The 24,547-nt window shown below is 34.2% G+C and carries 23 protein-coding genes; 13 read left to right on the top strand and 10 right to left on the bottom strand.

Annotation, left to right across the window (positions count from 1 at the left end; all coding sequences use genetic code 11):
- The first annotated feature begins 1,205 nt into the window (after positions 1 to 1,205).
- Positions 1,206 to 2,366, top strand: coding sequence for an NAD(P)H:quinone oxidoreductase (wrbA, locus tag LNP81_RS07385; protein WP_230034641.1), 1,161 nt, complete (start codon positions 1,206 to 1,208; stop codon positions 2,364 to 2,366).
- Between the two features lie 361 nt (positions 2,367 to 2,727).
- Here the strand turns inward: wrbA and LNP81_RS07380 are convergent, their stop codons facing one another.
- On the bottom strand, positions 2,728 to 3,378 hold the full coding sequence (locus LNP81_RS07380; RefSeq protein ID WP_230034639.1) for a hypothetical protein: 651 nt from the start codon (positions 3,376 to 3,378) through the stop codon (positions 2,728 to 2,730).
- A 365-nt stretch (positions 3,379 to 3,743) separates the two neighbouring features.
- Between LNP81_RS07380 and LNP81_RS07375 the strand changes: the two genes are divergently transcribed.
- From LNP81_RS07375 to LNP81_RS07355, 5 genes are all read left to right on the top strand, one after another.
- The gene (locus LNP81_RS07375; RefSeq protein WP_230034637.1) at positions 3,744 to 4,235 is read left to right on the top strand and encodes a nuclear transport factor 2 family protein; all 492 of its coding nucleotides are present in this window, start codon (positions 3,744 to 3,746) and stop codon (positions 4,233 to 4,235) included.
- Between the two features lie 262 nt (positions 4,236 to 4,497).
- Positions 4,498 to 5,880 (top strand): ammonium transporter, encoded by a 1,383-nt coding sequence (locus tag LNP81_RS07370; RefSeq protein ID WP_230034635.1) that lies wholly within the window; start codon positions 4,498 to 4,500, stop codon positions 5,878 to 5,880.
- A 199-nt stretch (positions 5,881 to 6,079) separates the two neighbouring features.
- Complete coding sequence (gene trmB, locus LNP81_RS07365) at positions 6,080 to 6,757, top strand: tRNA (guanosine(46)-N7)-methyltransferase TrmB (protein ID WP_230040877.1); 678 nt, start codon at positions 6,080 to 6,082, stop codon at positions 6,755 to 6,757.
- Between the two features lie 41 nt (positions 6,758 to 6,798).
- Entirely contained in the window at positions 6,799 to 7,434 is a 636-nt protein-coding gene (locus LNP81_RS07360; protein WP_230034634.1) for a LysE family transporter, read from the top strand.
- Between the two features lie 166 nt (positions 7,435 to 7,600).
- Positions 7,601 to 7,930 (top strand): MGMT family protein, encoded by a 330-nt coding sequence (locus LNP81_RS07355; protein ID WP_230034632.1) that lies wholly within the window; start codon positions 7,601 to 7,603, stop codon positions 7,928 to 7,930.
- A gap of 193 nt (positions 7,931 to 8,123) precedes the next feature.
- Here the strand turns inward: LNP81_RS07355 and LNP81_RS07350 are convergent, their stop codons facing one another.
- Positions 8,124 to 9,449, bottom strand: coding sequence for a sensor histidine kinase (locus LNP81_RS07350; protein ID WP_230034630.1), 1,326 nt, complete (start codon positions 9,447 to 9,449; stop codon positions 8,124 to 8,126).
- A 150-nt stretch (positions 9,450 to 9,599) separates the two neighbouring features.
- Complete coding sequence (locus LNP81_RS07345; protein ID WP_230034628.1) at positions 9,600 to 10,955, bottom strand: sigma-54-dependent transcriptional regulator; 1,356 nt, start codon at positions 10,953 to 10,955, stop codon at positions 9,600 to 9,602.
- 157 nt (positions 10,956 to 11,112) lie between these two features.
- Between LNP81_RS07345 and LNP81_RS07340 the strand changes: the two genes are divergently transcribed.
- The 3 genes from LNP81_RS07340 (at position 11,113) to LNP81_RS07330 (ending at position 15,815) form a co-directional block, all read left to right on the top strand.
- The gene (locus tag LNP81_RS07340; protein ID WP_230034626.1) at positions 11,113 to 12,357 is read left to right on the top strand and encodes an efflux RND transporter periplasmic adaptor subunit; all 1,245 of its coding nucleotides are present in this window, start codon (positions 11,113 to 11,115) and stop codon (positions 12,355 to 12,357) included.
- 175 nt (positions 12,358 to 12,532) lie between these two features.
- Positions 12,533 to 13,240 carry an ABC transporter ATP-binding protein gene (locus tag LNP81_RS07335; RefSeq protein ID WP_230034624.1) on the top strand — a complete coding sequence of 236 codons (708 nt, stop codon included), beginning with the start codon at positions 12,533 to 12,535 and terminating at the stop codon, positions 13,238 to 13,240.
- Between the two features lie 145 nt (positions 13,241 to 13,385).
- Positions 13,386 to 15,815, top strand: a complete 2,430-nt coding sequence (locus LNP81_RS07330) for an ABC transporter permease (protein ID WP_230034622.1) — start codon at positions 13,386 to 13,388, stop codon at positions 15,813 to 15,815.
- 62 nt (positions 15,816 to 15,877) lie between these two features.
- Here LNP81_RS07330 and LNP81_RS07325 read toward each other — a convergent pair whose 3' ends face one another.
- Positions 15,878 to 17,497, bottom strand: coding sequence for a L,D-transpeptidase family protein (locus LNP81_RS07325; RefSeq protein WP_230034620.1), 1,620 nt, complete (start codon positions 17,495 to 17,497; stop codon positions 15,878 to 15,880).
- Between the two features lie 418 nt (positions 17,498 to 17,915).
- On the opposite strand from LNP81_RS07325, the gene LNP81_RS07320 reads away from it, so the two are divergent.
- From LNP81_RS07320 to LNP81_RS07305, 4 genes are all read left to right on the top strand, one after another.
- On the top strand, positions 17,916 to 19,046 hold the full coding sequence (locus tag LNP81_RS07320; RefSeq protein ID WP_230034619.1) for an Mrp/NBP35 family ATP-binding protein: 1,131 nt from the start codon (positions 17,916 to 17,918) through the stop codon (positions 19,044 to 19,046).
- Between the two features lie 111 nt (positions 19,047 to 19,157).
- Positions 19,158 to 19,397, top strand: a complete 240-nt coding sequence (locus tag LNP81_RS07315) for a NifU family protein (RefSeq protein ID WP_055097397.1) — start codon at positions 19,158 to 19,160, stop codon at positions 19,395 to 19,397.
- Positions 19,398 to 19,612: 215 nt separating this feature from the next.
- Positions 19,613 to 20,095: a hypothetical protein gene (locus tag LNP81_RS07310; RefSeq protein ID WP_230034617.1), complete on the top strand. Its 483-nt coding sequence runs from the start codon at positions 19,613 to 19,615 to the stop codon at positions 20,093 to 20,095.
- Positions 20,096 to 20,155: 60 nt separating this feature from the next.
- Positions 20,156 to 20,473 carry a 2Fe-2S iron-sulfur cluster-binding family protein gene (locus LNP81_RS07305; protein WP_026982672.1) on the top strand — a complete coding sequence of 106 codons (318 nt, stop codon included), beginning with the start codon at positions 20,156 to 20,158 and terminating at the stop codon, positions 20,471 to 20,473.
- A 422-nt stretch (positions 20,474 to 20,895) separates the two neighbouring features.
- Here the strand turns inward: LNP81_RS07305 and LNP81_RS07300 are convergent, their stop codons facing one another.
- The 6 genes from LNP81_RS07300 to LNP81_RS07275 form a co-directional block, all read right to left on the bottom strand.
- The gene (locus LNP81_RS07300) at positions 20,896 to 21,336 is read right to left on the bottom strand and encodes a hypothetical protein (protein WP_230034615.1); all 441 of its coding nucleotides are present in this window, start codon (positions 21,334 to 21,336) and stop codon (positions 20,896 to 20,898) included.
- Between the two features lie 3 nt (positions 21,337 to 21,339).
- Entirely contained in the window at positions 21,340 to 21,717 is a 378-nt protein-coding gene (locus tag LNP81_RS07295; protein ID WP_230034614.1) for a hypothetical protein, read from the bottom strand.
- A gap of 16 nt (positions 21,718 to 21,733) precedes the next feature.
- On the bottom strand, positions 21,734 to 22,279 hold the full coding sequence (locus LNP81_RS07290; RefSeq protein ID WP_230034613.1) for an SMI1/KNR4 family protein: 546 nt from the start codon (positions 22,277 to 22,279) through the stop codon (positions 21,734 to 21,736).
- Positions 22,280 to 22,387: 108 nt separating this feature from the next.
- Entirely contained in the window at positions 22,388 to 22,789 is a 402-nt protein-coding gene (locus tag LNP81_RS07285) for an immunity 22 family protein (protein ID WP_230034612.1), read from the bottom strand.
- Positions 22,790 to 22,860: 71 nt separating this feature from the next.
- On the bottom strand, positions 22,861 to 23,451 hold the full coding sequence (locus LNP81_RS07280) for an SMI1/KNR4 family protein (protein ID WP_230034611.1): 591 nt from the start codon (positions 23,449 to 23,451) through the stop codon (positions 22,861 to 22,863).
- A gap of 104 nt (positions 23,452 to 23,555) precedes the next feature.
- Positions 23,556 to 24,545, bottom strand: a complete 990-nt coding sequence (locus LNP81_RS07275) for an aspartate-semialdehyde dehydrogenase (protein WP_065451523.1) — start codon at positions 24,543 to 24,545, stop codon at positions 23,556 to 23,558.
- Positions 24,546 to 24,547: the final 2 nt, after the last annotated feature.

The following is a 24,547-nucleotide window of genomic DNA, read 5'->3' as shown; positions in this document are numbered from 1 at the left end:
TTATTTAAACACATAGAAACATAGATTTTGTAAACTTAAAAAAAGGCATTTCATTTATTTAAAACACACATAGCTATGTATCAAATCTTGATTTGCATTTAATTCTTTTTTGTTTATTCTTAAATCATATATTTCTATATGCTAAATATTTTTTACGAAGATTTTTTCTGATCTTTTTATATGCGAACACATTTAAACATAGTTCATGAATAAAAAAATCACCACAAATTCACGAATTATTCTTTTATCGTATTGGTGAATTCGTGGCGAAAAACAAGGCTACAACTTTCAATCTAAGCTCCGGCGGAGCGACATATTTATAGCTAATTTTATTATGCGTCAATAAATAGCTCCAGCGGAGCGGCATATACTTTTTAGCGCGATTCAATATGCCACCCCGATGGGGTTCTGTTGGGTGTTGTTTTTAATTTTCTATAAATATGTCGCTCCGCTGGAGCTGTAAACATGCAACGTTTCTCTTTTCTTTTTAAACACACATAGCTATGCGCCAATTTAAATTTCTTTTGCTCATTTTTGATTCTATGCTTCTATGTGTTCAAATATTTTTCACATAGATTTTGCAGTTTTTTTCTAATCTTTTATATTGGTTATCTTTTTAAACACATATAAATACCACACATTAAACGATTAAATGATTAATCTACTTTTTTCTATGTGTTAAATATTTTCCACGCAGATTTATCAGATGCTGCAGATTTGATTTTCTAATTTATAAGTATTCAAAAACCTTTTGCTCTGAAAGAGCCTTAGCAATAGCATGGTGCGAAACACTATGAATGAAAACCCATTGTTGTTTTAGCCCTGTAAGGGCAAAAGCCAAATTTCAAAGAGAACATTTATTCTATTTTACATTATTTTTTATGAGAAACTGCGGTTATCCTTAATCTTTATTGTCTATTTGCTGTTGCCCTTTCAGGGCGATTTTAACTCTTGATTTAATTCGTAGTGCGTTGCACTACGCTATTGCTTTTAGGTTTTTCAGCCCACTTTAAAAAGTTTCACACTCCCGATTTGTTAAAACATCGACAACAAACAACGCACAGCAAAACACGATTAACATAATAATAACGCTTTTTGGTATTGTAAGAAGTAATTTTGCAGTCCCAAAAAAGAAACTGATTTTTTAAAATAAAACAAGTTTCTTAATTGAGATTATCCATTACAAATTATTTAAAATTACTTTCATGAAAAAGCAACTACTCGTATTATTAATCGCCATATTTATAGGTTTTGGTGCCGATGCACAAACAAAATCACCGGAAACCAAAGTGCTGGTTTTGATTTATTCTCAAAACGGTGGAACTTACAAAATGGCAAAAGCTATTGCCGAAGGTGTTCAGGAATATCCTAATACAAAAGCGATTTTAAAACGTGTTCCATCTATAAACCCGAAAGAGAAATTGAATGCTGAGGTAGAGAAATTACCTGTTGCAACTATCGAAGAATTGGCGAATTATGACGGAATCGCTTTTGGAAGTCCGGTTCATTTTGCGAATATTAGTGCTGATATGAATTACTTTTTCAGTCAGAGTATTCCTCTTTGGACTTCGAGAACTTTAGAAGGAAAACCGGCAACCGTATTCATGTCGGCAGGATCTGGAGCAGGAAAAGAAGCTGCGATTTTATCTTTCTGGAATATCCTTGCCTCTCACGGAATGGTGATCGTACCAACCGGAATTATGGGAACGGCAACTTTAGATAAAACGGTTCCGCAGGGAAATACGCCTTTTGGTGCCACTTCATTAGCAGGATCTACAGGAACTCGTCCGTCGCAAAGCGAATTGAATTTAGCTAAAGAACAAGGAAAAGCTTTGGCAAGAGTAGCTTCGGGATTGAAAAACACAGAGAATATAAAGTCTGTAAAAACCACTTCGGTTGAAACTAAAAGCGATATCAATAAAACATTAAAAGACAATAATATTGTGCTTCCTGAAGCGCCTAAACCGGTTGGAAATTATGTTCCGTTTACGATTTCGGATCATAAAGTATACATTAATCAGGTGGCTTTGAAAGATGGAAAAATTCTAAATCCGGGAAAAGTTGGCGCAACGGTTACTGAAGATCAGGCGAAGGAAGCTACATATCAAACAATGCTAAATGTAATTGCGGTTTTGAAAGAAGCTTGCGGAGGCGATTTGAACAAGGTAAAACAATGTGTGCAACTGACAGGATATTTTAATACGACTCCGGAATATACGCAACATGCCGGACTTATGAATTCGGCTTCGAATTTGACGGCTTTGGTTTTTGGTGAAAAAGGAAAACATGCGAGAGCAACGATTGGTGCGGCTTCGTTACCGATAAATTCGGCTGTAGAAATTCAGGCGATTTTTGAGATTGAATAAAGAGGAGATTTTTACCGCAAAGGGCACAAAGGATTACGCAAAGGTCGCGAAGTTTTGTGAATTATGCTTTGCTTTGAGATCGCAAAGGGATTGTGTTTAAAAAATTTAGACGCACTGCTGTGCGGAATCTCTACGGAAAATTGGAACGTATACTTATATTAAAATGACATTTCGACTTCGCTCTGATGACAAGAGTACACTGAAAACTGAGACTGAAAACTGTTTTGCGTGAGGGATAGAGCTAAGCTACCGCAGTAGCAGTGATAGCCCGACAGCAATAAAAGAAGGGGCCGACTAAGCGATTTGCATAGTTGGCCCCTTTTTTTATTGGTGGCACGCCCAGATTATTATTGACGTACTATTATGATTTTGGCAATGGCGCTCCAACGGCGATATCACAGCGGTGTCCGGGTTTTCCGTGCGCTGGGTTCATTCCGTCTGCTACTGCTGTTTCTTCGGTGCTTAATAAGGCCGGAACTGCATTGTTTGCAGGTGGCGTTACTGTAAAATTTTGTGTTGTAGTGCCGCTTTGGGCAGTATTCGCAGCTGGTTGTTTTGCTGCAGGAGAATTTAAAGGTGCTCCAACCGGAATATCACATCTGTGTCCGGGTTGTCCGTGCGCAGGATTCATTCCTTTGGCTACTTTAGTAGGGGCTACGGTTGTTGTGGTTACTACATTTTGCTGACCTGAATTTACTTGTACAGGTTGCGCAGTTTGCGTTGTTTGTCCTTGCGTTGGAGCCGAATTTAAAGGCGCGCCCACGGCAATATCGCAACGATGTCCGGGTTGTCCGTGTGCGGGATTTATTCCTTGCGTTGCCCCCATTACAGTATTAGGATTCGCCGCCGGATTTTGAACGACCGATTGCTGCGTTTTTGTGGTGTCTTTTGCCAATCCCAGTTTCACCAATTCTGATGTTGGTGTGTTTTCCTGTGGTTCGAGTTCTTTTTTGCAAGAGGTAAAAACCAGGGAAGTGACAAATATTGAGGTGATAAGTATTTTTGGATTCATGATGTAGATTTTTAAAGCTCTCAAATATAGTAAGATTTCACCATATAAGTAATATAAGATAATTTAAGATTTTTCGCTATTTGAATTATAATCGTTGAGCCAAAATTTCACGCAAAGACGCAAAGGCGCAAAGTTTTTATTTTAAAGCCACAGATTAAAAAGATTCAAATAGATTTTGGTTCGCGAAGGTTTTAAGGGATTAAATTTATAAAATACTTTGCGTATATCAGCTTAAATCTTTTTAAATCTGCGTGAACCAAAAACTTTGCGCCTTTGCGTCTTTGCGCGATTAAAAAACTCTGCACCTTTTGAACTTTGCATCTCTGAAAGATTTTTTACTAACTTTAAATCCAAAATAAAACCTTATGAAAAAATCAATTCTACTTTTATTATTCGTTGCGACTTTTGCAAATGCACAAACTTCTGAAAAAGACAAAGTCAGTCAAACTATCGATGCATGGCATAAGGCTGCTGGTGATGTAAAATTCGACGCGTACTTTGATTTGATTGCCGAAGATGGAATTTTTATTGGAACCGATGCTACCGAAAACTGGACCAAAAAAGACTTTAAAGTTTGGGCAAAACCGTTTTTTGACAAAGGAACTACCTGGAATTTTACGGCTCTGGAACGTCATATCTTTTTTGATAAATCGGGAAAAATTGCGTGGTTTGATGAATTGCTGAATACGCAGATGAAAATTTGTCGCGGTTCTGGTGTTTTGGTAAAAGTGGGGAAACAATGGAAGATTCAGCATTATGTGTTATCGATGACGATTCCTAATGACGAAGTGGATGCGGTTACTAAAATAAAAGCGCCAATCGAAGACATCCTGATCGCAAAGCTTCAGAAAAAATAAACAATTTCGAACTTTCTTATTATAATCCTAACTTTTCTAGTGCTTTACAGCGCCGTATATCAAATTAATTATAATACAATTGGCAATTTTATCCGTAAATTAGAAGTTCAAAATAAGATACTCTCAAAAAAATGGATCGAATTTTACAAAATTGACTAAAATAAAAGGTCGCCCTCTATTTTATTAGCCCTGAAAATCAAAATCTTTATTTTTTTTTAACTTTGACCCCAAAAAAAATAGGGTTAAATAAAGTATTTGAAAAATGAAAATAGAAAAACGCTGGATCATCTCCTTTATTATTATAAGTATTGTTTGTATTACGGGCGCATTTTGGCCAACAGTTACTGAAAATAGTTACGTATTATCTGAATTTGGCACTACGGATCATATCGTCCCTGCCGATGTTGCCTGGATGTTGACCTCTTGCTGTCTGGTTTTGATCATGACGCCGGGATTATCTTTTTTCTACGGAGGAATGGTAGGCCGAAAAAATGTGATTTCGACGATGCTGCAAAGTTTTATTTGTTTGGGCGTTGTAACGCTTTTATGGGTTGTTGTGGGTTTTAGTCTGGCTTTTGGTGATCCTGTAGGTTTTGGTTCAGGAGAACATTTTTATAGCTTTTTTGGGAATCCAACCACTTTTGCTTTTATGGATTATGTGGGGGTTTTGCCTCATAAACAATTGGCCAATACGATTCCGTTTATGTTGTTTGCTTTGTTCCAAATGAAATTTGCCATTATTGCTCCGGCAATTATTACGGGTTCGTTTGCAGAACGCGTTCGATTTATCTCTTATTTGCTATTCATTAGTTTATTTACGATTTTTATATATGCTCCTTTGTGCCACTCAGTCTGGTATCCTACGGGTGTTTTAGGAAGTTATTTTGGCGTGAAAGATTTCGCCGGAGGAACTGTAGTACACATGAGTTCAGGATTTGCTGCTTTGGCAGGGGTTCTGGTTTTAGGAAAAAGAAAAAATAGCGATCATATCCCAACCAATATTCCGTTTGTATTATTAGGAACCGGAATGTTATGGTTTGGATGGTTCGGGTTCAACGCGGGTTCTGCTCTTGCGGCCAACGGAACTGCTGCAATGGCTTTTGCTACAACGACAACTTCATCTGCCGCCGCGATGTTAACCTGGGTTTTCTTTGATCGAATGAACGGTAGAAAAGTTTCTGCTCTTGGCGCTTGTATTGGTGCTGTTGTAGGTTTAGTTGCCATTACTCCTGCAGCAGGATTTGTATCTGTTCCTGAAAGTATGTTTTTTGGTTTCATCACGGCTTTGGTTTCTAACTCGGTTGTAAATTGTCGTTTCTCTAAAAGATTTGATGACACGCTTGACGTTTTTGCCTGTCACGGTGTTGGTGGAATCATGGGAATGATTTTAACCGCAATTTTTGCTCATGGCGAAGATGCAAGTTTACTTCACGGAGGCTGGAACGTTTTTGGTCATCATATGATGGCGTTGGTTTTGGTTTCGATCTTTACTTTCTTCGGGGCTTATTTCTTGTTTAAAGTAACGAACTTTATTATTCCGCTTCGTGTTTCTGAAGAAAACGAACATATTGGTCTTGATTTATCACAACATGATGAAACGCTTGATCCAAAATTAAAACCTATTACTGAAGCTCACTACGGATAATATTAAAAGTTTCACCACAAATTACACAAATTACCACAAATTTTTTTTGAATTTGCTCATTTATTAATTTGTGTAATTTGTGTAATTTGCGGTTAAAAAAGATCCAAAATGTAAAAATTGGCGGCAAAAAACTTTAAAACCCAATTGCGCTATTTTCATTCGTTTATATTCCTTAATTTTGCTGAAAATTTTTGTAAAAGTGGGAAGTAAAAATAAACTAAAAAGATTCAGAGAAAACGAAACGTTTCAAAACGTTTTTCAACCAACCAGAGAAGAAGTTGTAGGCGATTTAATGCCTCTGAAAGGAAAATGGAACTCTGATTTCTTTAAAAATGATAATCCTTTAGTTTTAGAATTAGGATGTGGAAAAGGTGAATATTCTGTTGGATTAGCAGAAAGATATCCTGACAAAAATTTTATTGGAATCGATATTAAAGGAGCACGTTTCTGGAGAGGTGCTAAAACCGCTGTAGAAACCAGTCTTCATAATGTGGCTTTTATTCGTACTCAAATCGAATTGATCGATCATATTTTTAATGAAAATGAAGTGGATGAAATCTGGATTACTTTTCCGGATCCGCAAATTAAATACAAAAGGACAAAACACAGAATGACAAACTCTGAGTTTTTGAAATTGTATAAAAAAATCCTTAAAAAAGACGGTGTTGTAAACCTTAAAACCGATAGCGAATTCATGCACGGTTATACTCTTGGATTGCTTCACGGTGAGGGACATGAGGTTTTATACGCGAACCATAATGTGTATACAAACGAAGGAAGTCCTGAGGAAGTTACTGCTTTTCAGACTTTTTACGAGAAACAATATTTAGAAATTAACAAGGCAATTACGTATATTCGCTTTAAAATTAAAGACTAATTTAATTTTAAGAACGTTTTTCCAACCCATTAAATAACTGAATGGCATTACTTACCCCATTACTTTCAGGTTTTATTGCCGCTTTCATTGGGATTATTCCACCGGGATTAATCAATATGACGGCCGCAAAAGTGAACATGAAAGAGGGGAAAAAGAACGCTTTATGGTTTGTTGCCGGTGCGGTTTTAGTAATCTTTTTTCAGGTTTCTTTAGCCGTTTTATTTGCGCAGGTAATCGACAATCGCCCTGATGTGGTAACATTGTTGCGTGAGGTTGGATTTGCTATTTTTTCTATTCTTACGATTTACTTTTTGTTTATCGCAAAAGAGCCAAAAGCCAAGAAATCGAAGATTAAAAAGAGCAGCAAAAAAAGCCGTTTCTTCCTGGGAATGCTATTATCCGGTTTGAACTTCTTCCCTATTCCGTATTATGTTGTAGTGAGTGTTACGCTGGCTTCTTACCATCTTTTTGCATTCGAAAACAACATTATTTTTACTTTTGTATTCGGGTCTGTTTTAGGTTCGTTTGCGGCATTGTACAGCTACATTGGTTTCTTTGGCAGAATAGAAAAGAAAACTGATTATCTGATGCGAAACATGAACACTATTATAGGAAGCATTACAGGTTTAATTGCTATTGCAACACTTTTTAATATCCTGAATTACTATTTTGGGTGAAAGTTTTTTAAGATTAAAATTTTAGGTTTATAAAATTGAACCATTAAGTAATTAAGAAAAATAAAGCACTACTTTGTGAAACTTCACTTTCTTAATTATTTTTAATAAAAGTTAAGCTTTGACTTCATGAACCTTAATATCTTAATAGTAAAAATAACTTAAACGTATGGCTGAAGATAATTTTTTTGAACGCGTTTATGCGATCGCCAGACAAATTCCGTACGGGAAAGTAACTTCTTATGGCGCTATTGCGAAAGCTCTTGGAACCGCCCGTTCTGCGCGAATGGTAGGCTGGGCGATGAATGCGTGCCATAACATGGAAGATGTTCCGGCGCACAGAGTTGTAAACAGAAAAGGTCTCTTGACCGGAAAACACCATTTTGACGGAACTAATTTAATGCAGCAACTTCTGGAAAGCGAAGGTATTGAGGTGGTCGATAATCAAATAGTAGATTTAGAAAAGCACTTTTGGACGCCTGAGGTTTCTACCATATAAGTGATATAAGTTCATATTAAGCAGTACGCATAAAATCTCTCGCAAAGGCGCAGAGTCGCAAAGTTTTCTTTTTTAAGTTTTTCTTCGCGACTCTGCGACTTTGCCCGATTAATACAAACAGCTTTGAAACTTTGCGAGAACATTATGCGCAATCTTTAATATGAACTTATATCACTTATATGGTGAAAAAATATCAAATCAAACAAATCACAAAGCTTGTTTTATCTTCATCGGTTTGGTAGCTTAAGTAACCTCCGTGTGCTTCGATGATGTTTTTAGAAAGCGTTAAACCAATTCCGGCGCCGTCTTTTCTGGTGGTGAAGAATGGCAGAAATACTTTTTCCCGAATCTCTTCGTCGATTCCTTTTCCGTTGTCTGAAATGGTGATAAAAAAACGATTATTATCAGTATAACTGGACAAGAACATTTTCTTTTCTGCCTTTTCTTTTAATGCATAAACACTGTTGGTTATTAGATTTATAATCACTTGTTCGATCTGGCTTTTATCAATCAAAATAGATCTTGGACTGCTAATTTCATTTACCAATTCGATATTTTCCGCTTTCAAAATCGGGTTCATGATGCGCATACAATCTTCTAAAAGTAAATTTATTGGCGTCATTTGTTTGGTTGGAGTCGGAAGCATGGCTAGTTTTCGGTAATTTTCGACAAATACCTGCAAGTGGTCACTTCGATTGATAATCGTCGAAATACTGCTTTTGATATCTTCAAAATCATCTTCTTCTAGTTTTTCCTGATCGACAATCTGAAGTAAATTCTGCGAAAGCGCACGAATTGGCGTTAAGGAATTCATTAATTCATGCGAAATGATTTTCATCAGATTAATCCAGGCTTCTTTTTCTTTTTTCTCAATAACGCGCTGAATACTGTCTAATAAAATAATGAAATATTCTTTATCGTAAGTTTTTGTATAGGATGTCTGCAATACAAATGTCTGCAAATCCTGTTCTTCTATTTTAATCGAAATTGCCGATTTCAACTCTGTAAATTCTGTTTGCTCAATTTCATTGCAAAGTGATGGCAAATAATTTTTAAGGTATTTCCAATGACTTACTTTTGGCACTTTAAATAAACTGGAGAAGCAATCATTCATTAAAAAAATACTCCAGTCATCGTTTTCTTTTTCGAGAATTAAAGTTGCTGTATCTATATTATTCAAAATGGACTGATAAACCAATTCTTTTGAAGTCTGCTCTTGCTGCTGGTATTTTAAAGTATTGTATAAAAGATATAAGTTGCTAAATTTCTGTTCTCTATATTCTGGCGGAAAATTGGTCGAAAAATCTTTCTGCAAAATTGAAAGCAATATTTTATCATAAAATAAAGAATGATTTTTGATATAAAAATACATCTCGAATAATAGCAAGATTATAAAAAAACCAACCAAAATTGCATTGTAATAAAGCGTTTTATAAATTAAAAAAACGCAAAAGAAAAAGGGAATCATAATAAAGAGAACCCTTATAAACAAAGCATTATAAAATTTCCAGTTTTTCATTATTTTATTTTTTTATTGGCATCTGTAGCTGAAGATTTAACCGCAAGGTTCGCAAAGGTTTACGCAAAGTTCGCTAGAAACAGCTTTGCGAACTTAATAAAACCAATTACAAACAAACCTAAAAAATACCTTGCGTGCTTTGCGGTAAAATTAATTTTTTAAGTCATATTTCTCGATTCTTCTGTATAAAGCTGCTCTTGATAAACCCAATTCTTCGGCTGTTTTACTGATGTTTCCGTTGTATTTGAAGAGTGTTTTTTCGATCGCACTTTTTTCCATTTCTGATAACGGATTTTCATCGTTTTCCTGAATTTCTTCGAAATCTAAAATATCCAGATTGGTGACTGAAATAGTATTATTATCAGCCAAAATCAAAGCGCGTTCTATTTTATTTTCCAATTCACGAATGTTTCCTTTCCATGGATATTTTTCCAGATATGATGCTACATTGTCTTCAAAATGCCATCCCGAAGCTTCGGGACCATGATTGTATTTTTCGGCAATTTTATCCAGGATAAAATGTGCCATGGGTACAATATCATCTTTTCGTTCGCGTAACGAAGGCAAATGAATTTCCATTGTATTGATGCGATACAGCAAATCTTCGCGGAATGTTTTGTTCTTAACCTCAGCTTTTATATCACTGTTTGTTGCTGCAATTACGCGAACATTCAAAGGTCTTGGCTTACTTTCTCCTAAACGGGTAACAGTTTTGGTTTGCAAAACATGTAATAGTTTCGATTGTAAATGCAACGGAATATTCCCTATTTCATCCAGAAAAATAGTTCCGCCGGAAGCTATTTCAAATCTGCCGGCAGTATCTGTTTTAGCATCTGTAAAAGCGCCTTTTGCATAACCAAAAAGTTCACTTTCGAACAAATTATCGCTCAAAGATCCTAAATCAACATGCACAAATGGCTGTGATTTTCGTTCTGAATTGAGATGAATAAACTCGGCAAAAACATATTTCCCGGTTCCGTTTTCACCCAAAATGAGAACATTGGCATCTGTTCTGGCTACTCTTTCGGCAATAGAATAGGCTTGTTTTATTTTAAGGGAATTGCCAACAAAATAGTTTTTTACCGGTTTTTCTTCCGGCACTTTTTTGCTGTTTTTTCTGCTTTCGGCCACAGCCTTATCAATTATTTCGAGTAATTTTTCGTTATTCCAAGGTTTTAGAACATAATCAAAAGCACCAATTTTTATTCCTTCAACTGCAGTATCAATTTTACCAAATGCGGTCATTAAAATCACGACGGTTTGTGGCGAAAGTATCTTAATTTCTTTGAGCCAGTGAATCCCTTCGCGCCCATCTTCGAAACCAATTCGGTAATTCATGTCTAATAAAACCACATTTATTTCATTTTCATTTAAAATAGAGATGATTTTTTTAGGACTATTTTCTGTAAAAATGGTTTCAAAATGTTTTTTGAGAATCATTTTTGCCGAAAAAAGAATTTCTTCCTGATCGTCGACGATTAATATCTGGGCTTGTTTTTTTCGCATGATGTCTTTTTTTGTTCGATAACGAACGGTCAACTGTTCATTATCGAACACTTCTTTTTTGAATGGTTTTTAAAGCTTCTTTAAAATCAACACTTTACAAATAATAATTTTTATGGCACAGTATTTACCTATTGGTAATCAGTAAATTATTAAAGAAATGGACAAAGTAATTCCTCGTAAAAATAGAAAATTTAGATATCTCACAATAGCAATTGGAGTTTTTTTAGTTTTGGCAACAATCGTCTTTTTTTCGTTTAACACTAAAAGAAGTTTAAATGTAAAAGCAGAAGAACTAAGTATCCAGAAAGTCGAAAAAGCTTTTTTTGAAGATTTTGTTGTTTTTCAGGCCAAAGTAGAACCTTTGAATGTGATGCTTGTAAATGTTACCGAAGGAGGATCTGTAAAAGAGATTTTTGTCGAAAATGGCGCCATGGTTACTAAAGGTCAATCGCTGGCACGTTTGTACAATCCAAATACCGAATTGAATTACCTGACTCAGGAAACCGCAATTATTGAGCAAATCAACAATTTGAATACCGGAAAACTAAACATTAGAAATCAGGAATTAAACCTCAACAAAGATTTGGTTTTAATTGAACATGATTATAATGATGCCAAAAGACTGTACGATATGAATGCCCGATTGTATGAGAAAGAGGTAATTTCGAAAAATGACTGGAATACTTTTAAAGAAAGCCTTCGTTTTCAGGAAGAACGCAAAAGAACGATTCAGCAAAGTATTCAAAAAGAAAAACAAACGAATCAAATTCAGATTTCGCAAATCAATCATTCCATTCAAACCATGGAAAAAAGTTTAGATATTTTGAGAAACAACAAAAAGAATTTCCTGATTATAGCACCGGAATCCGGCCGTTTGACTTCGTTTCAACCTGTTTTAGGAAAAACATTTCAGGCTGGAGAAAGCATCGGAAAAATAGATTCTAAACAAGGTTATAAACTTACCGCTGATGTAGATGAATTTTATCTTGAAAAAATACGCGAAGGTTTGAAAGGTCAGGTAGAATTTAAAGGAAAAAACCTTGAAGTTTTAGTTACCAAAGTAATCCCGGAAGTTAAAGGCGGACATTTTATAGTAGAACTGGCTTTTACCTCTAAAGATGCTATTGCATTACAAGACGGACTTAGTTTTGGTGTCAAACTAATTTTATCAGAGAAAAATAAAACTCTTGTTATCCAGAAAGGAAGTTTTAATCAGGAAACCGCAGGAAAATGGATCTTTGTTGTAAAAGGAAATAAAGCCGTAAGAAGAAATATAAAATTAGGAAGAGAAAATCCTTCGTATTATGAAGTCCTGGAAGGTTTGAAAGAAGGAGAATCTGTGATTACCTCATCTTATACAGACTATAAAGATATCGAGGAATTGTCGATTAGTTCTCAGTAACGGTTTTCAGGTTTCAGTCTCAGTCTCAGTTCTCAGTTTACAATCTAAAAAAAAGTTCGCCACGAATGAGTACGAATTTTTAAGCATCCTGAAAAATAAATTAGCGACAAAAAATAAATCAATTAAGTTTCAATCATCAATCAAAAAATAATCAATAACAACTAAAATTAAAACTATGATAACAATTCAAAATTTAACCAAAGTTTTTAGAACAGAAGAAGTAGAAACTGCAGCTTTAAGCGGGATTTCTTTAGAAATTAAAAAAGGAGATTTTCTTACTATCATGGGACCTTCTGGTTGCGGAAAATCGACTTTACTAAATATTATAGGTCTTTTAGACAGTGCTTCTGGAGGAAGTTATAAATTATTAGATCAGGAAATGGTGGGTTTAAAAGAGAAAGGAAGAGCTGTTGTTCGTAAAGAAAACATTGGTTTTATTTTTCAGAATTTTAACCTTATAGATGAACTTTCAGTTTACGATAATATCGAATTGCCTTTGCTTTATAACAATGTAAAAGCATCAGAAAGAAAACAAAAAATCGAAGCAATTGCCGAGAAGCTTAATATTTCGCACCGATTAAAACATTATCCGCAACAACTTTCCGGAGGACAACAACAAAGGGTTGCGGTTGCAAGAGCTTTGGTAAACGATCCTAAAATTATTCTGGCCGATGAGCCAACCGGTAATCTGGATAGTAAGAATGGTAATGAAGTAATGGAACTTTTAACGGATTTGCACGCTAAAGGAGCTACGATTTTGATGGTTACCCACTCTGATTATGATGCTTCTTTCTCGCAAAGAACAATTCATATGAAAGACGGTGTGATATTTTCTGAAAAATTAAATCAGAGAAATGTGGATGTTTTTATGGACGCTAAATAATTAAAAAATGATCAAATTTATTGTAACCGCAATCTTATTTCTGGTGGGATTTGTTTGCAAAATAGTAGCAATAATATAAGACTGGCAGGTTTAGAAACTGTTAGGCTACATTAAAAAACAACCTAATAACTATAAAAAAACAATCATGATTTTTAACTGGTTTAAAATATTTATATATCATTTAAAGCAAAACAAACTGTTTTCGTTTTTAAATGTCCTGGGATTAAGCATTGGAATTGCCGGAGTAATTTTCGCTATTTTATATTGGAACAATGAAAATTCGTATGACCAATGGAATCCTGAGAAAAAAAACGTCTATCAGGTTCTAAACAAAATTGGAGCAACGGGAGACATTTGGGCCTCAAGTTCGATTCCGTTTGGCGTAACCTGCAAAGCGACAATTCCTGAAATTGAGTCTATTTGTTTTTTTGACGGCTGGTATTACGAAGAAGTAATAAAATACCAAAATCAAAAATGGATGGGCAAAAAAATAATAGTCGCTGATTATGACTTTTTTGACATTTTCCCATTTCCAATTGTTAAAGGGGCGAAAAAGGACATCCTTAAAGAAAAACATAGTGTTGCCATTTCAGAAGACGAAGCAAAAAAAATCTTCAAAAACGAAGATCCTATTGGCAAAATTCTTATAAACGATAATAAACCTTATGTCATAAAATCGGTTTATAAAATTATGAGTCCCTCCTCTATTGAACCCAATTATGTCTTTGGAGGTTTATTAGAAGATGACGACGTTAACATTTGGGGGAATTTTAATTATACCTTAATGATTAAAGCAAAAAAAGGTACTAATAAAGAAGCACTTTTAAAGAAGATGCAAAATGTAAGTTTTGTTAACAGAACCATGAAAGATGCTAAAGCAAATGGCCAGACACCTGAAGAATATGTAAAGAAAAATGGCGAGGTTAAGGTTATTCTTGATCAATTGGACAAAGCGCGATTGCACGGTACAAAATCTGCCGCAAGTTATAATTTTCCTGAAGGCACAGGTAATTTGCAATTGCTTTATATCATGGTAGGCTTATCTCTATTGATTTTGATTTTATCACTTGTAAATTACATCAATTTAGCGACTGCTTCTGCCGTGAAACGCGCTAAAGAAGTAGGCGTGCGTAAAATTGTGGGGGCAAGCAAAATGCAAATAACAAGTCAGTTTATATTTGAAACGGCTATTATTGTAGTTCTGGCAATTCTTTTTGCCCTAGCGATAGTAGAGCTTTCTTTACCGTACTACAACAACTTCCTGAGGAAATCTTTGACTATGAATGGCAGTGAATTTTATCTGCAGCTCATTTTTATATTTGGATTAGTAATTGTACTTGCGGGTATATTTCCTGCCATTTATATTTCGAATTTTGAAACATTAAAAGTATTAAAAGGAAACTTCTCCAGAAGTAAAAGCGGTATCTGGATTCGAAATTCTATGTTGATTTTTCAATTTGGTATTGCTGCCTTTTTTATCATTGGCGCATTAATTGTGAACTCACAAGTAAACTACATGATCAGTAAAGATCTTGGTTTTAGTGGTGATCAGGTAATTAAAATTCCGTTTAAAACTGCGGATCGCAATAAAAAAATAGAAAAATACCTGACTATAAAACAAGAAGTCAAAAAATTATCCGGTGTTCAGGATGTCTCTACTTTTGCAGGTTCTTTTGGCAGCAGCACCAATTCAAGTTCCGGATTTACATACAACGGTGTTTTTGTACAACCACGAAATGTCGATATGGATTTTGGTTTTCTTGATATGATGAAAATTAAGGTGGTAAAAGGACGGGATTTATCTCCAAAATATGCTTCGGACACTATTAGTAACTGGTTAATAAATGAAACACTTGCGAAAACTCTGGGACTTAAAAACCCAATAAACACAATAATAAGTTCCGGTTGGGGAAATGAGAAAGGTAATCTAAAGTTTAAAATTGTTGGTGTTGTCAAAGACTTTCACATTACAGGACTTCAGAACAAGGTTCCTCCAATGGTTTTTATAAGTATTAAAACTTTAAAATGGAATAATTTTGATAATGTATATGTAAAGGTTTCTCCAAATAATCTAACGGAGACTCTGGATAAACTTAAAAACTATTGGGAGAAAAACATCAATCAGGATTATCCATTTCAATATGAATTTGTCAATAAAGGATTTGCTAAAACTTATCAGGAACAAGTCAAACAGAAAGATTTATTTTTCATCCTGAATCTTGTAGTAATTATTATTGCCGTTTTTGGATTATTTGCTTTAGCTTCTTTTTCGATGGAGAGAAGACTGAAAGAAATTGCTATCAGAAAAACATTGGGCGCAGAAACGGATCTTTTATTGAAAGAGCTATCAAAACAATACGTTGTTTTTTGCTTAATAGGTTTTGTAATTGGCATTGTGCCTGCTTACATTTTATTGCAAAAATGGCTTGAAGATTTCGCTTACAGAATCAACATTTCGGTTATTCCGTTTAGTGTTGCTTTGATTTCTTTACTGGTATTAACTTTGATTATTGTTTTAACAAAAGCCTATCAGGTAACCAAAATAGACATCCTGAAATATTTAAAATACGAATAACCTTGTAGACCATTTTTTTTAAGAAACCCGCCAAATTTTAGCAATTTGGCGGGTTTCTTTTTTTATTTTGCTGCTACAGAGTCTGAATACAGTAATTTGTCCAATTGCGGATCTCTGTCATATACATCCGGATAAAAACCAATATCCCCATCCTCGCTTACCCATGCTGTAAAATAACCTATATAAATAGGAATTTTGTTTTTCAGCATGCAGGTAGTTTCTTTTTCACCACTCATGGCCTGATCTATTTTATCTGCCGGCCAGTCAGGATTGTCTTTTAAAATAGCAAGTGCCAAACCTTTTGCTTCTTTTACATTGATGCATCCGTGGCTAAAAATACGTTTTTCGAACTCAAACAAACTTTTGGCCGGCGTATCATGCAAATAAATATCATTGGGATTTGGAAACATAAATTTAACCAGTCCCAAAGAGTTTTTAGGCCCAGGTTTTTGTCTCACATTCCCTCCGTTCCATTCCATATTGTGATCGGCCAGATACTTTTTATCTTCTGCCATTTTTAGTTTTAATTCGTTTTTAATGATACTCTGCGGCACATACCAATACGGACTAAACACAATCCTGTCCATATTACCACTAAAAATTACAGTTTCGGTCATTCTGGTTCCAACAAAAACATCCGATACTAATTCGTATTTTCCATTTTTAACATATACCAGTTTAAACGACGGAATATTTACCATAACATATTCGCTTGCCTGCGCCAATTGTGCTGGTATCCACCGACAGCGTTCCATGTTTAGCATTATCGTTTTTATACTGTTACCAATGGGTTCATTCATTTGGTCGATATGTTCTTTAGTTAAAGCATAATTTAGTTTTAGGCCATATCTTGCTTTATACTTTAAAATACCCGCCATCATTTCTTCATCATAAACCTGGCTTTTAGAATCTTGTGCCAAATCTCCAATCACAAACAAACGCTGTCTGATTTGTTTTACTGCAACTCCACTATCAAAAGGTCTCAGGTCTTTATAATTAGCGGCATCGATATCAATTTTTGTCCATAGATTGTTTTTTTCTATGTTTCGATATTTTTTTAATGCTGCCTTTAATTTATAATATTGACCAAATAAAAGATTTTCATCTTTATTTAGTCTGTCCGGATCGACCATTAGCGAATCTAAAATCTTTACATACGAAATCGTTTTGGCAGGCAAAAACCAACCTATTTTCTTTAAAGTTGCAGGATCAACGCCCGAATAAACATTACTGGCATAAAACACATACATATTCGATAATAAAAGTTCTGTATCGATTTGAGGTAAATCAGCAGTAACATTTTCATTAAAAACATCATCTACCAAATCCATATAAGGCATAGTCGCCTTTATACCCTGATCGTTAAGCAGTTGAACTTTGTGATACAACAGTGCCCCAAATTCGCTAACACTTTTATCATCGTACCAGATCAACTTATATTCTTTCTTTTTATAAAGATCCAGAACATCATTTTGGTATTTTTTTAATTTGGGATATTTTTTGTAAAACTGAGTAATTGATTCCGCGTCAACAGTAGCTTTTGAAACATATTTTCCTGATCCAAAAATATTTTCAAATTCCGTTCTTTTATTTTTCAGAAGTGTCTCTTTAGCAGAAGATTCAAAAGCAGACATCAAAAAACTAACCGCAATAATTACAGGTAAAAAAGTAAAATTTCGCATATTTTTAGATTTAAATTAGAAGGAAATTCTATTCAAAAAATACCGAAACCCATAATTTGTCCAAAAATGAGGCTTTCATATACTTTTCAAAGATTGGATATCATAAATTTGGGTACTCAAATATAGCTAAGATTATTGATATTTTATTCATCTTCACTCTAAAAATTTATCGTAAAATTCCTTAATTTTTACTAAAAAAGTTTTCCTGTTATATTTTTCAGATCGAAAATAGTCGCTGTATTTTGTTATAAGAAAGCGTTTACAAAACTCCAGAATCGTTTTGACTAATCCTGATATCAATAAATACAATTTAAAAGGGTTTGAATCCCAACATAATCTGTTATCTTTGTAGTCTGAAATCAGTTTAAATAAACACAATGCGTAAATTGATTTTTATCAATAGAAAACAGAGATTAAAATGAAATTAGATAGAAAAGAAATTCTTAAAGCTCTAGAGACAATCACTATAGCCGGAGAAGGAAAAAATATGGTTGAAAGTGGTGCTGTTGCCAATGTTATCACTTTTGGTGATGAAGTTGTGGTAGATTTACTTTTACACACACCTGCAATGCACATTAAAAAAAGAGCCGAAGATGATATCAAAAAAACAATTCTTGAATTGGTATCTCCTGACGCAAAAATCAAAGTAAACATTAAGGTTGAAGCAAAGGAAAATCCTAATGAGATAAAAGGAAAAGCTATTCCTGGAATCAAAAATATTATTGCCGTTGCCTCTGGTAAAGGTGGTGTCGGGAAATCGACTGTTACTGCAAATCTTGCTGTAACACTTGCTAAAATGGGTTTTAATGTAGGTATTCTTGATGCAGATATTTACGGGCCATCGATGCCAATTATGTTTGATGTTGAAAACGAAAAACCAATTTCGATAAACGTTGATGGAAAATCAAAAATGAAACCTGTTGAAAGTTATGATATTAAAATACTTTCTATTGGTTTCTTTACTGCGCCAAGCCAAGCCGTAATCTGGAGAGGTCCAATGGCTGCAAAAGCATTGAACCAAATGATTTTTGATGCAGATTGGGGCGATTTAGACTTTATGTTAATCGACTTACCTCCAGGAACCGGAGATATTCACCTTTCGATCATGCAATCATTGCCAATTACCGGTGCTGTTGTAGTAAGTACTCCTCAGGCTGTGGCTCTTGCCGATGCTAAAAAAGGAGTGGCTATGTTCATGCAGGACAACATCAATGTTCCTGTTTTGGGAATTATCGAAAATATGGCGTACTTTACACCCGAAGAATTACCTGACAATAAATACTATATCTTTGGACAAGAAGGTGCAAAAAACCTGGCCGAAGATTTAGATGTTCCGTTTTTAGGTGAAGTACCAATTGTACAATCTATTCGTGAAGCCGGAGATTACGGTCGTCCTGCTGCAATGCAAACTGCATCTGTAATAGAAACTGTTTTTGAAGAAATCACCAGAAACGTTGTACAGGAAGTAGTAAACAGAAATGACACTTTACCTGCAACAGAAGCCATTAAAATTACAACTATGGCAGGTTGTTCAGCAGTTAAAAAATAATTAGATAATGAGATAATGAGGCAATTAGATAATGCTCTTGGGAGAATAGAATTTAAAATTTTCTTTAAGCATTATCTAATTCTCGAATTCTCTAATTGACACATTAATATTATGACAACAGAAGAATTAACAAACAACGTATTATTAGCTCTTGACGAAATCAGACCTTTTTTAAATTCTGACGGAGGAGACATTACGCTAATTTCTATAGACGATGACAAACATGTCAAAGTGCGTCTTGAAGGAGCATGTATTAGCTGTAGTGTAAACCAAATGACGCTAAAAGCGGGAGTTGAAACAACAATAAAAAAGTATGCCCCACAAATTGAAACTGTGGTAAATATAATGTAATAAAAAACACTATTTTTCTGCTTTTCAGACTCAACCAATTAACAAGAATAATAGTTCTTTAAGCGCTTTGGTTTGCGATTTTTAAAAAATATTACGTAAACAAAGCCAGTTATTGCGGATTTAGCAAAAAACAACGTAAAGATTTAAGAGTTTTAGTTAAGGAATTGTTACATATTTAACTTAAATTTGTCACATAACCCCAAAATCTTAAATTTATGAAGAACTATTACGCTCTATTTTTATTGCTATTTTTTGTTTCTGTGAATTATGCTCAGCAAACTACGCAAACATTAATTGTTGACAAAGCCTGGTTAAACGAATCAGAAGAATGGTCAGATTTTAAATACTCAGGTCAGATCGTATTTTCGACTACCGCAAATGAGGAAGAAGGCAGTCTAAGAATTGGAAATTATGATTTCTTATACGATTTCTGTAATGGAAAAGCTAAATTTTCGAACAAAGCCACTTATAGTGCTGCACAGTTTGCACATCCCCGAAAAGTATCTGTAACAACAGACAAGCAGGGAGTAATGAATTCTACTTACGAAGGTACTCTGATCTTTCAATCAGATAAAGATTATTATTCTGTAATTGCTTTTGTTACTATACTAGAGAAAAACGGAAATATCCTTGGCGTAAAAATGCGCCCTAAAGAAGGAAGCAAAAAAGAATACGCATTTAGTTTAAAAAATAGTTAATGTAATTAGGGATTTTTTCACGTTATAAAATCCTAACCAGTAAAATTCCAAATAATTAAAATGGATGTATTAATAAAGATTAAAGATCGAGAAGGAGTTATACACGAGTTACAAGCTCCAACTGATATGGCAATGAATATAATGGAGTTATGCAAAGCATACGAACTACCTGTTGAAGGAACCTGTGGCGGAATGGCCATGTGTGCTTCTTGCCAGTGTTATGTTCTTAATGATGTTGCATTACCTGAAATGGGAGATGAAGAAGAAGCCATGCTGTCGGAAGCATTTTACGTTAAATCAAATAGCCGTTTGGGTTGTCAGATTCCAATTACTACCGAGTTAGAAGGATTAGAATTAGAATTAGCTCCTGAATACTAAACAATAAATTACAATTTTTTAAAAATTCCAAATTCCAACTAGCAGCTGCTCTTTGGGATTTGGAATTTTTTTTAGAATCTTATGTAAGTTCATTTGGATCAAAAGACAATCACTCCTAAAACCTCTGAAGCAAAAAAATTACCGCAAAGATCTCTAGGTTTTTATACTCTTAGCTTTTTATAAAAGGCATCCCGAAGCCTCGGGACGCAAAGCTGTATATTGATTTAGCTTTGCGAACTCTGTGTTTTATAAGACATTCTTAGATAAAATCTTTGTTTCTCTGCGGTAAAAAAATAGTCAGCATTTGTAGGCTGCTCCACAACATTTAGCACTGATCCTCAAAAGGTTAAAATTCTCTTTCAGAAAAGGCTTTGGTCAATATTCCTGATGAAACTTGATCTTTTTATTTCCGAAATTATAATTTATCCTTGGCTATTCAAACCCCATTTTAACTCAGGCAGTTCTAAAAATTGCTCATACAATAAAGCCGTTATTTCTTTGGACTTTCCTATTGACAAATGTTCTATTTTTTCTAATTTTAGAAGAGGTTTATAATCTTTACTTTGTAATCTGGCTGTTAAAAGTCGAAATAGTCGGAGTTGTCCCATTTCTTCTAAAAAGCCTAATGAATCAATTTTAATATATTTTGGTGCCATCCCATCACCAAGAATACTTAGAATTTCTAAGTTTTTCAATCTACTTAACACACTGTAATCAGATATTTTTTGGAAGTTCTCAACCGATAATCCAATCAGACTAGTCAATTTACTTATTGGCAATATACTTGTTACGCCAGCTCCTGAGCCAATACTTAAAAGTTCAAGTTTCTGTAAGTTTTCGATTTGAGATAGGTCTTTATACACGCCTCACTTTATTTTTAAGTTTTTTAAGTTTTTTTGACAACATACTGCATCAAATAATTCTTGGGGCATTCTTGATACAAATGTTAATTCAGTAAATGAATGGGGAGAATTTTTTAAAAAATCACACCATTCATTTAGCACCCTTTTTTTTTCTTTTACAGATTGAAATTTGGGAGTAAATGAATCTAATTGAGTACAACAAATCCTTAAATTAGTTTCTCCTTTGTATTCTGAAACTTCTGTAATACATCTTATCTTATCGACTTCCTCTTTGAAATAATAATCGAATCCATATTGTATTTGTCTTTCATTAAGCCTCATTTTACTTTTTCTAAAATTATTATAATTACTAACTGAAGATTGCAATTGTATTATTGCCAAATTATTTTTTCTGAAATTATCCTATCAAATTACCCGGATCAAAAGGTTCAAATTCTCTTTCAGAAAATGCTTCGGTAAGAATCCCTGAGGAACACAACCAGTTTATAGTTTCTTCCAGTGTATTCCCGGCTTTATAAATCATCTCGCTATGTCTTGGCAAAATAAAATATTCGTTTTTAAAAACAATAATTTCATCTCCATCGTAAGTATCTCCAATTCGAACTGAGTTTAGCACTTCCTCTTTTGATAAAACAGCTGCACCTTCATCCCAAAACCAATATTCGGTTATGCGGCTTTTCCATTCATCCATCGTGAGTATTATAGTTTCAGGAAGATAAATACGCACGTAAGTTCCGCCCAGAATTCCACTTCCGTAATTCAAAACATATTCTTTATAATCTTCATCAAAAACAATATTCAAAGTCTTTTCGCAAGCCAGAATATCTTCGTTTTCAGCAAGAAACAAGTCTGTTTTATTGGTCTTGTAATTTGGAATTATTTTATAATTGTCGAAGTTCATTTTATTTCTATTTATAATAGCTAAGATACGTTTTTCATCCATCTTTGTCTTTTATTTTAACACATAGAAACATCGATTTTAAAAGTGCCTACTAGTCGTTTCACTTTAAATAAAACACATAACATAATCACAAAACTATGTCTATGTAAATCAAATATTGTATTCGATTTCTCCTATATACAATAAATCAAATTTAGAGTTCATTACAGAAACAGGCTTTTCAATTTGATCTTTCGAAATAAATACGAGCGTATTAATATCTTCCAGATTTTGCTTTTGATCATGCAATCTGTTTTTTACTTCAGCAATCCATTGATCAGCATACGAATATTTTGAAAATTTTTCTTCGAAAGAAACAGCCTCATTTTCAAATCCGCTTTCCATAAAATCATGATCTAAAAAAATTTCGCCTTGTGATTTTGCAAATTCAGAAATGTACTTCTCTTCTATATCATCCTCTTCATAATACGTGTTGTCCTCACCTACAAAATCAAAACATTCATCTTCCGATTTGAATTTTCCTAACCAAAAATGACTTATCTCTGTTCTCATTATTTTTCTAATTTATGATTATATTGCTTCTTAATTATCTATCCAATTTAATCCTTTACGATTATTGTAATTTATTGAACACTGAATACCAGCGGATAATTATCTACATTGTCTATTTCAAAATACTCATCAAAATCTTGTGAATTAGTTGTTTCGTAATACTTTACAATTTGCGATATAAAAGCTATTAAATTGGGAGCTATTACATTTCTATCCTCGTCAGCATGCCAATATTCGATTACTTGCCCAGCATTTCCAGTAAAAGTACCCTCGCAATCAAAACAAATATAATCCCCTCCTCCATTATGAAAAACAGGCATCCAATTTTCATTCCACCAGTTTTCAATTTCAAAATCAGAACCTATCATTGACGTAAGCTCTGCTGCCGTACTCAGTATATCTTCTAAAGACAGAAACATAGAGTTATTCACAAAAGATTCATAACAGTTTTGATTTTGTCCATTTTTCCATTTGTAAAGCGTTTTTAAATCGTCAGGAAGCTGGATTTTGTATTGTACTTCTAAATTTTGAATTTCCAAATCGCTCAAAGAAGGTTTAAGTTCCTGATAATATTCTGGTCGTAATCTCGCTAATTGCTTGTCTAACTTTTCGATTAATTCATTCATAATATTCTTTACTTTACTTAAACGCTGATTCTCCATTTTATTATGTGCAATATTGTACGGTCTACAAAAAACAAAAAAACCGCAATTACATTACTGTAATTACGGCTTTTCCTTTATAACAATTTTCTTTAATCTCTCGCTTATACCAAACCTGCCTGAATTAAATACTCAGCGATTTGAATGGTGTTTGTTGCAGCACCTTTTCTTAAGTTATCAGCAACGATCCACATGTTTAATGTATTTGGCTGGCTTTCGTCACGACGAATTCTACCTACAAAAACATCATTTTTACCTTCAGCATACAATGGCATTGGGTATGTAAATGTATCTAAATTATCCTGAACCACTACTCCATCTGTATGGTGTAAAATTTCGCGAACTTCGTTTACATCAAAATCATTGGTAAACTCCACGTTTACAGCTTCGCTATGTCCGCCAACAACTGGTACACGAACTGCAGTAGCTGTAACTCTGATCGTGTTATCGCCAAGGATTTTTTGAGTCTCACGAACTAATTTCATTTCTTCTTTAGTGTATCCGTTTTCCTCGAAACTATCGCAATGTGGAATTGCATTTCTATGAATTGGATATTTATAAGCCATTTCTCCCTGAACTCCTGCATATTCATTTTCTAACTGTCTTACCGCTTTTACACCAGTTCCGGTGATCGATTGGTAAGTAGAAACAATGATTCTTTTGATGTTGTATTTTCTATGCAATGGAGCCAAAGTCAAAACCATCTGAATAGTAGAACAGTTTGGATTTGCAATAATTTTATCTGCGCTTGTTAAAGTATCTGCATTGATTTCCGGAACGATTAATTTTTTTGTCGGATCCATTCTCCATGCTGATGAATTATCGATAACTGTTGTTCCTGCTGCTGCAAATTTTGGCGCCCATTCTAACGAAGTATCTCCTCCGGCAGAAAAAAGAGCAATATCAGCTTTTAAATCAACTGCGGTTTGTAATCCTACAACTTTATATTTTTGACCTTTATATTCAATTTCTTTTCCTACTGACTTCTCAGAAGCCACAGGAATTAATTCTGTAACAGGAAAATTTCTTTCTGCTAAAACTTTAAGCATTATCTCGCCAACCATACCAGTGGCACCTACAACGGCTATTCTCATTT

The organism is Flavobacterium piscisymbiosum (genome assembly GCF_020905295.1).
Lineage (GTDB): Bacteria > Bacteroidota > Bacteroidia > Flavobacteriales > Flavobacteriaceae > Flavobacterium > Flavobacterium piscisymbiosum.
This window is presented reverse-complemented; position numbering and strand designations above follow the sequence as displayed.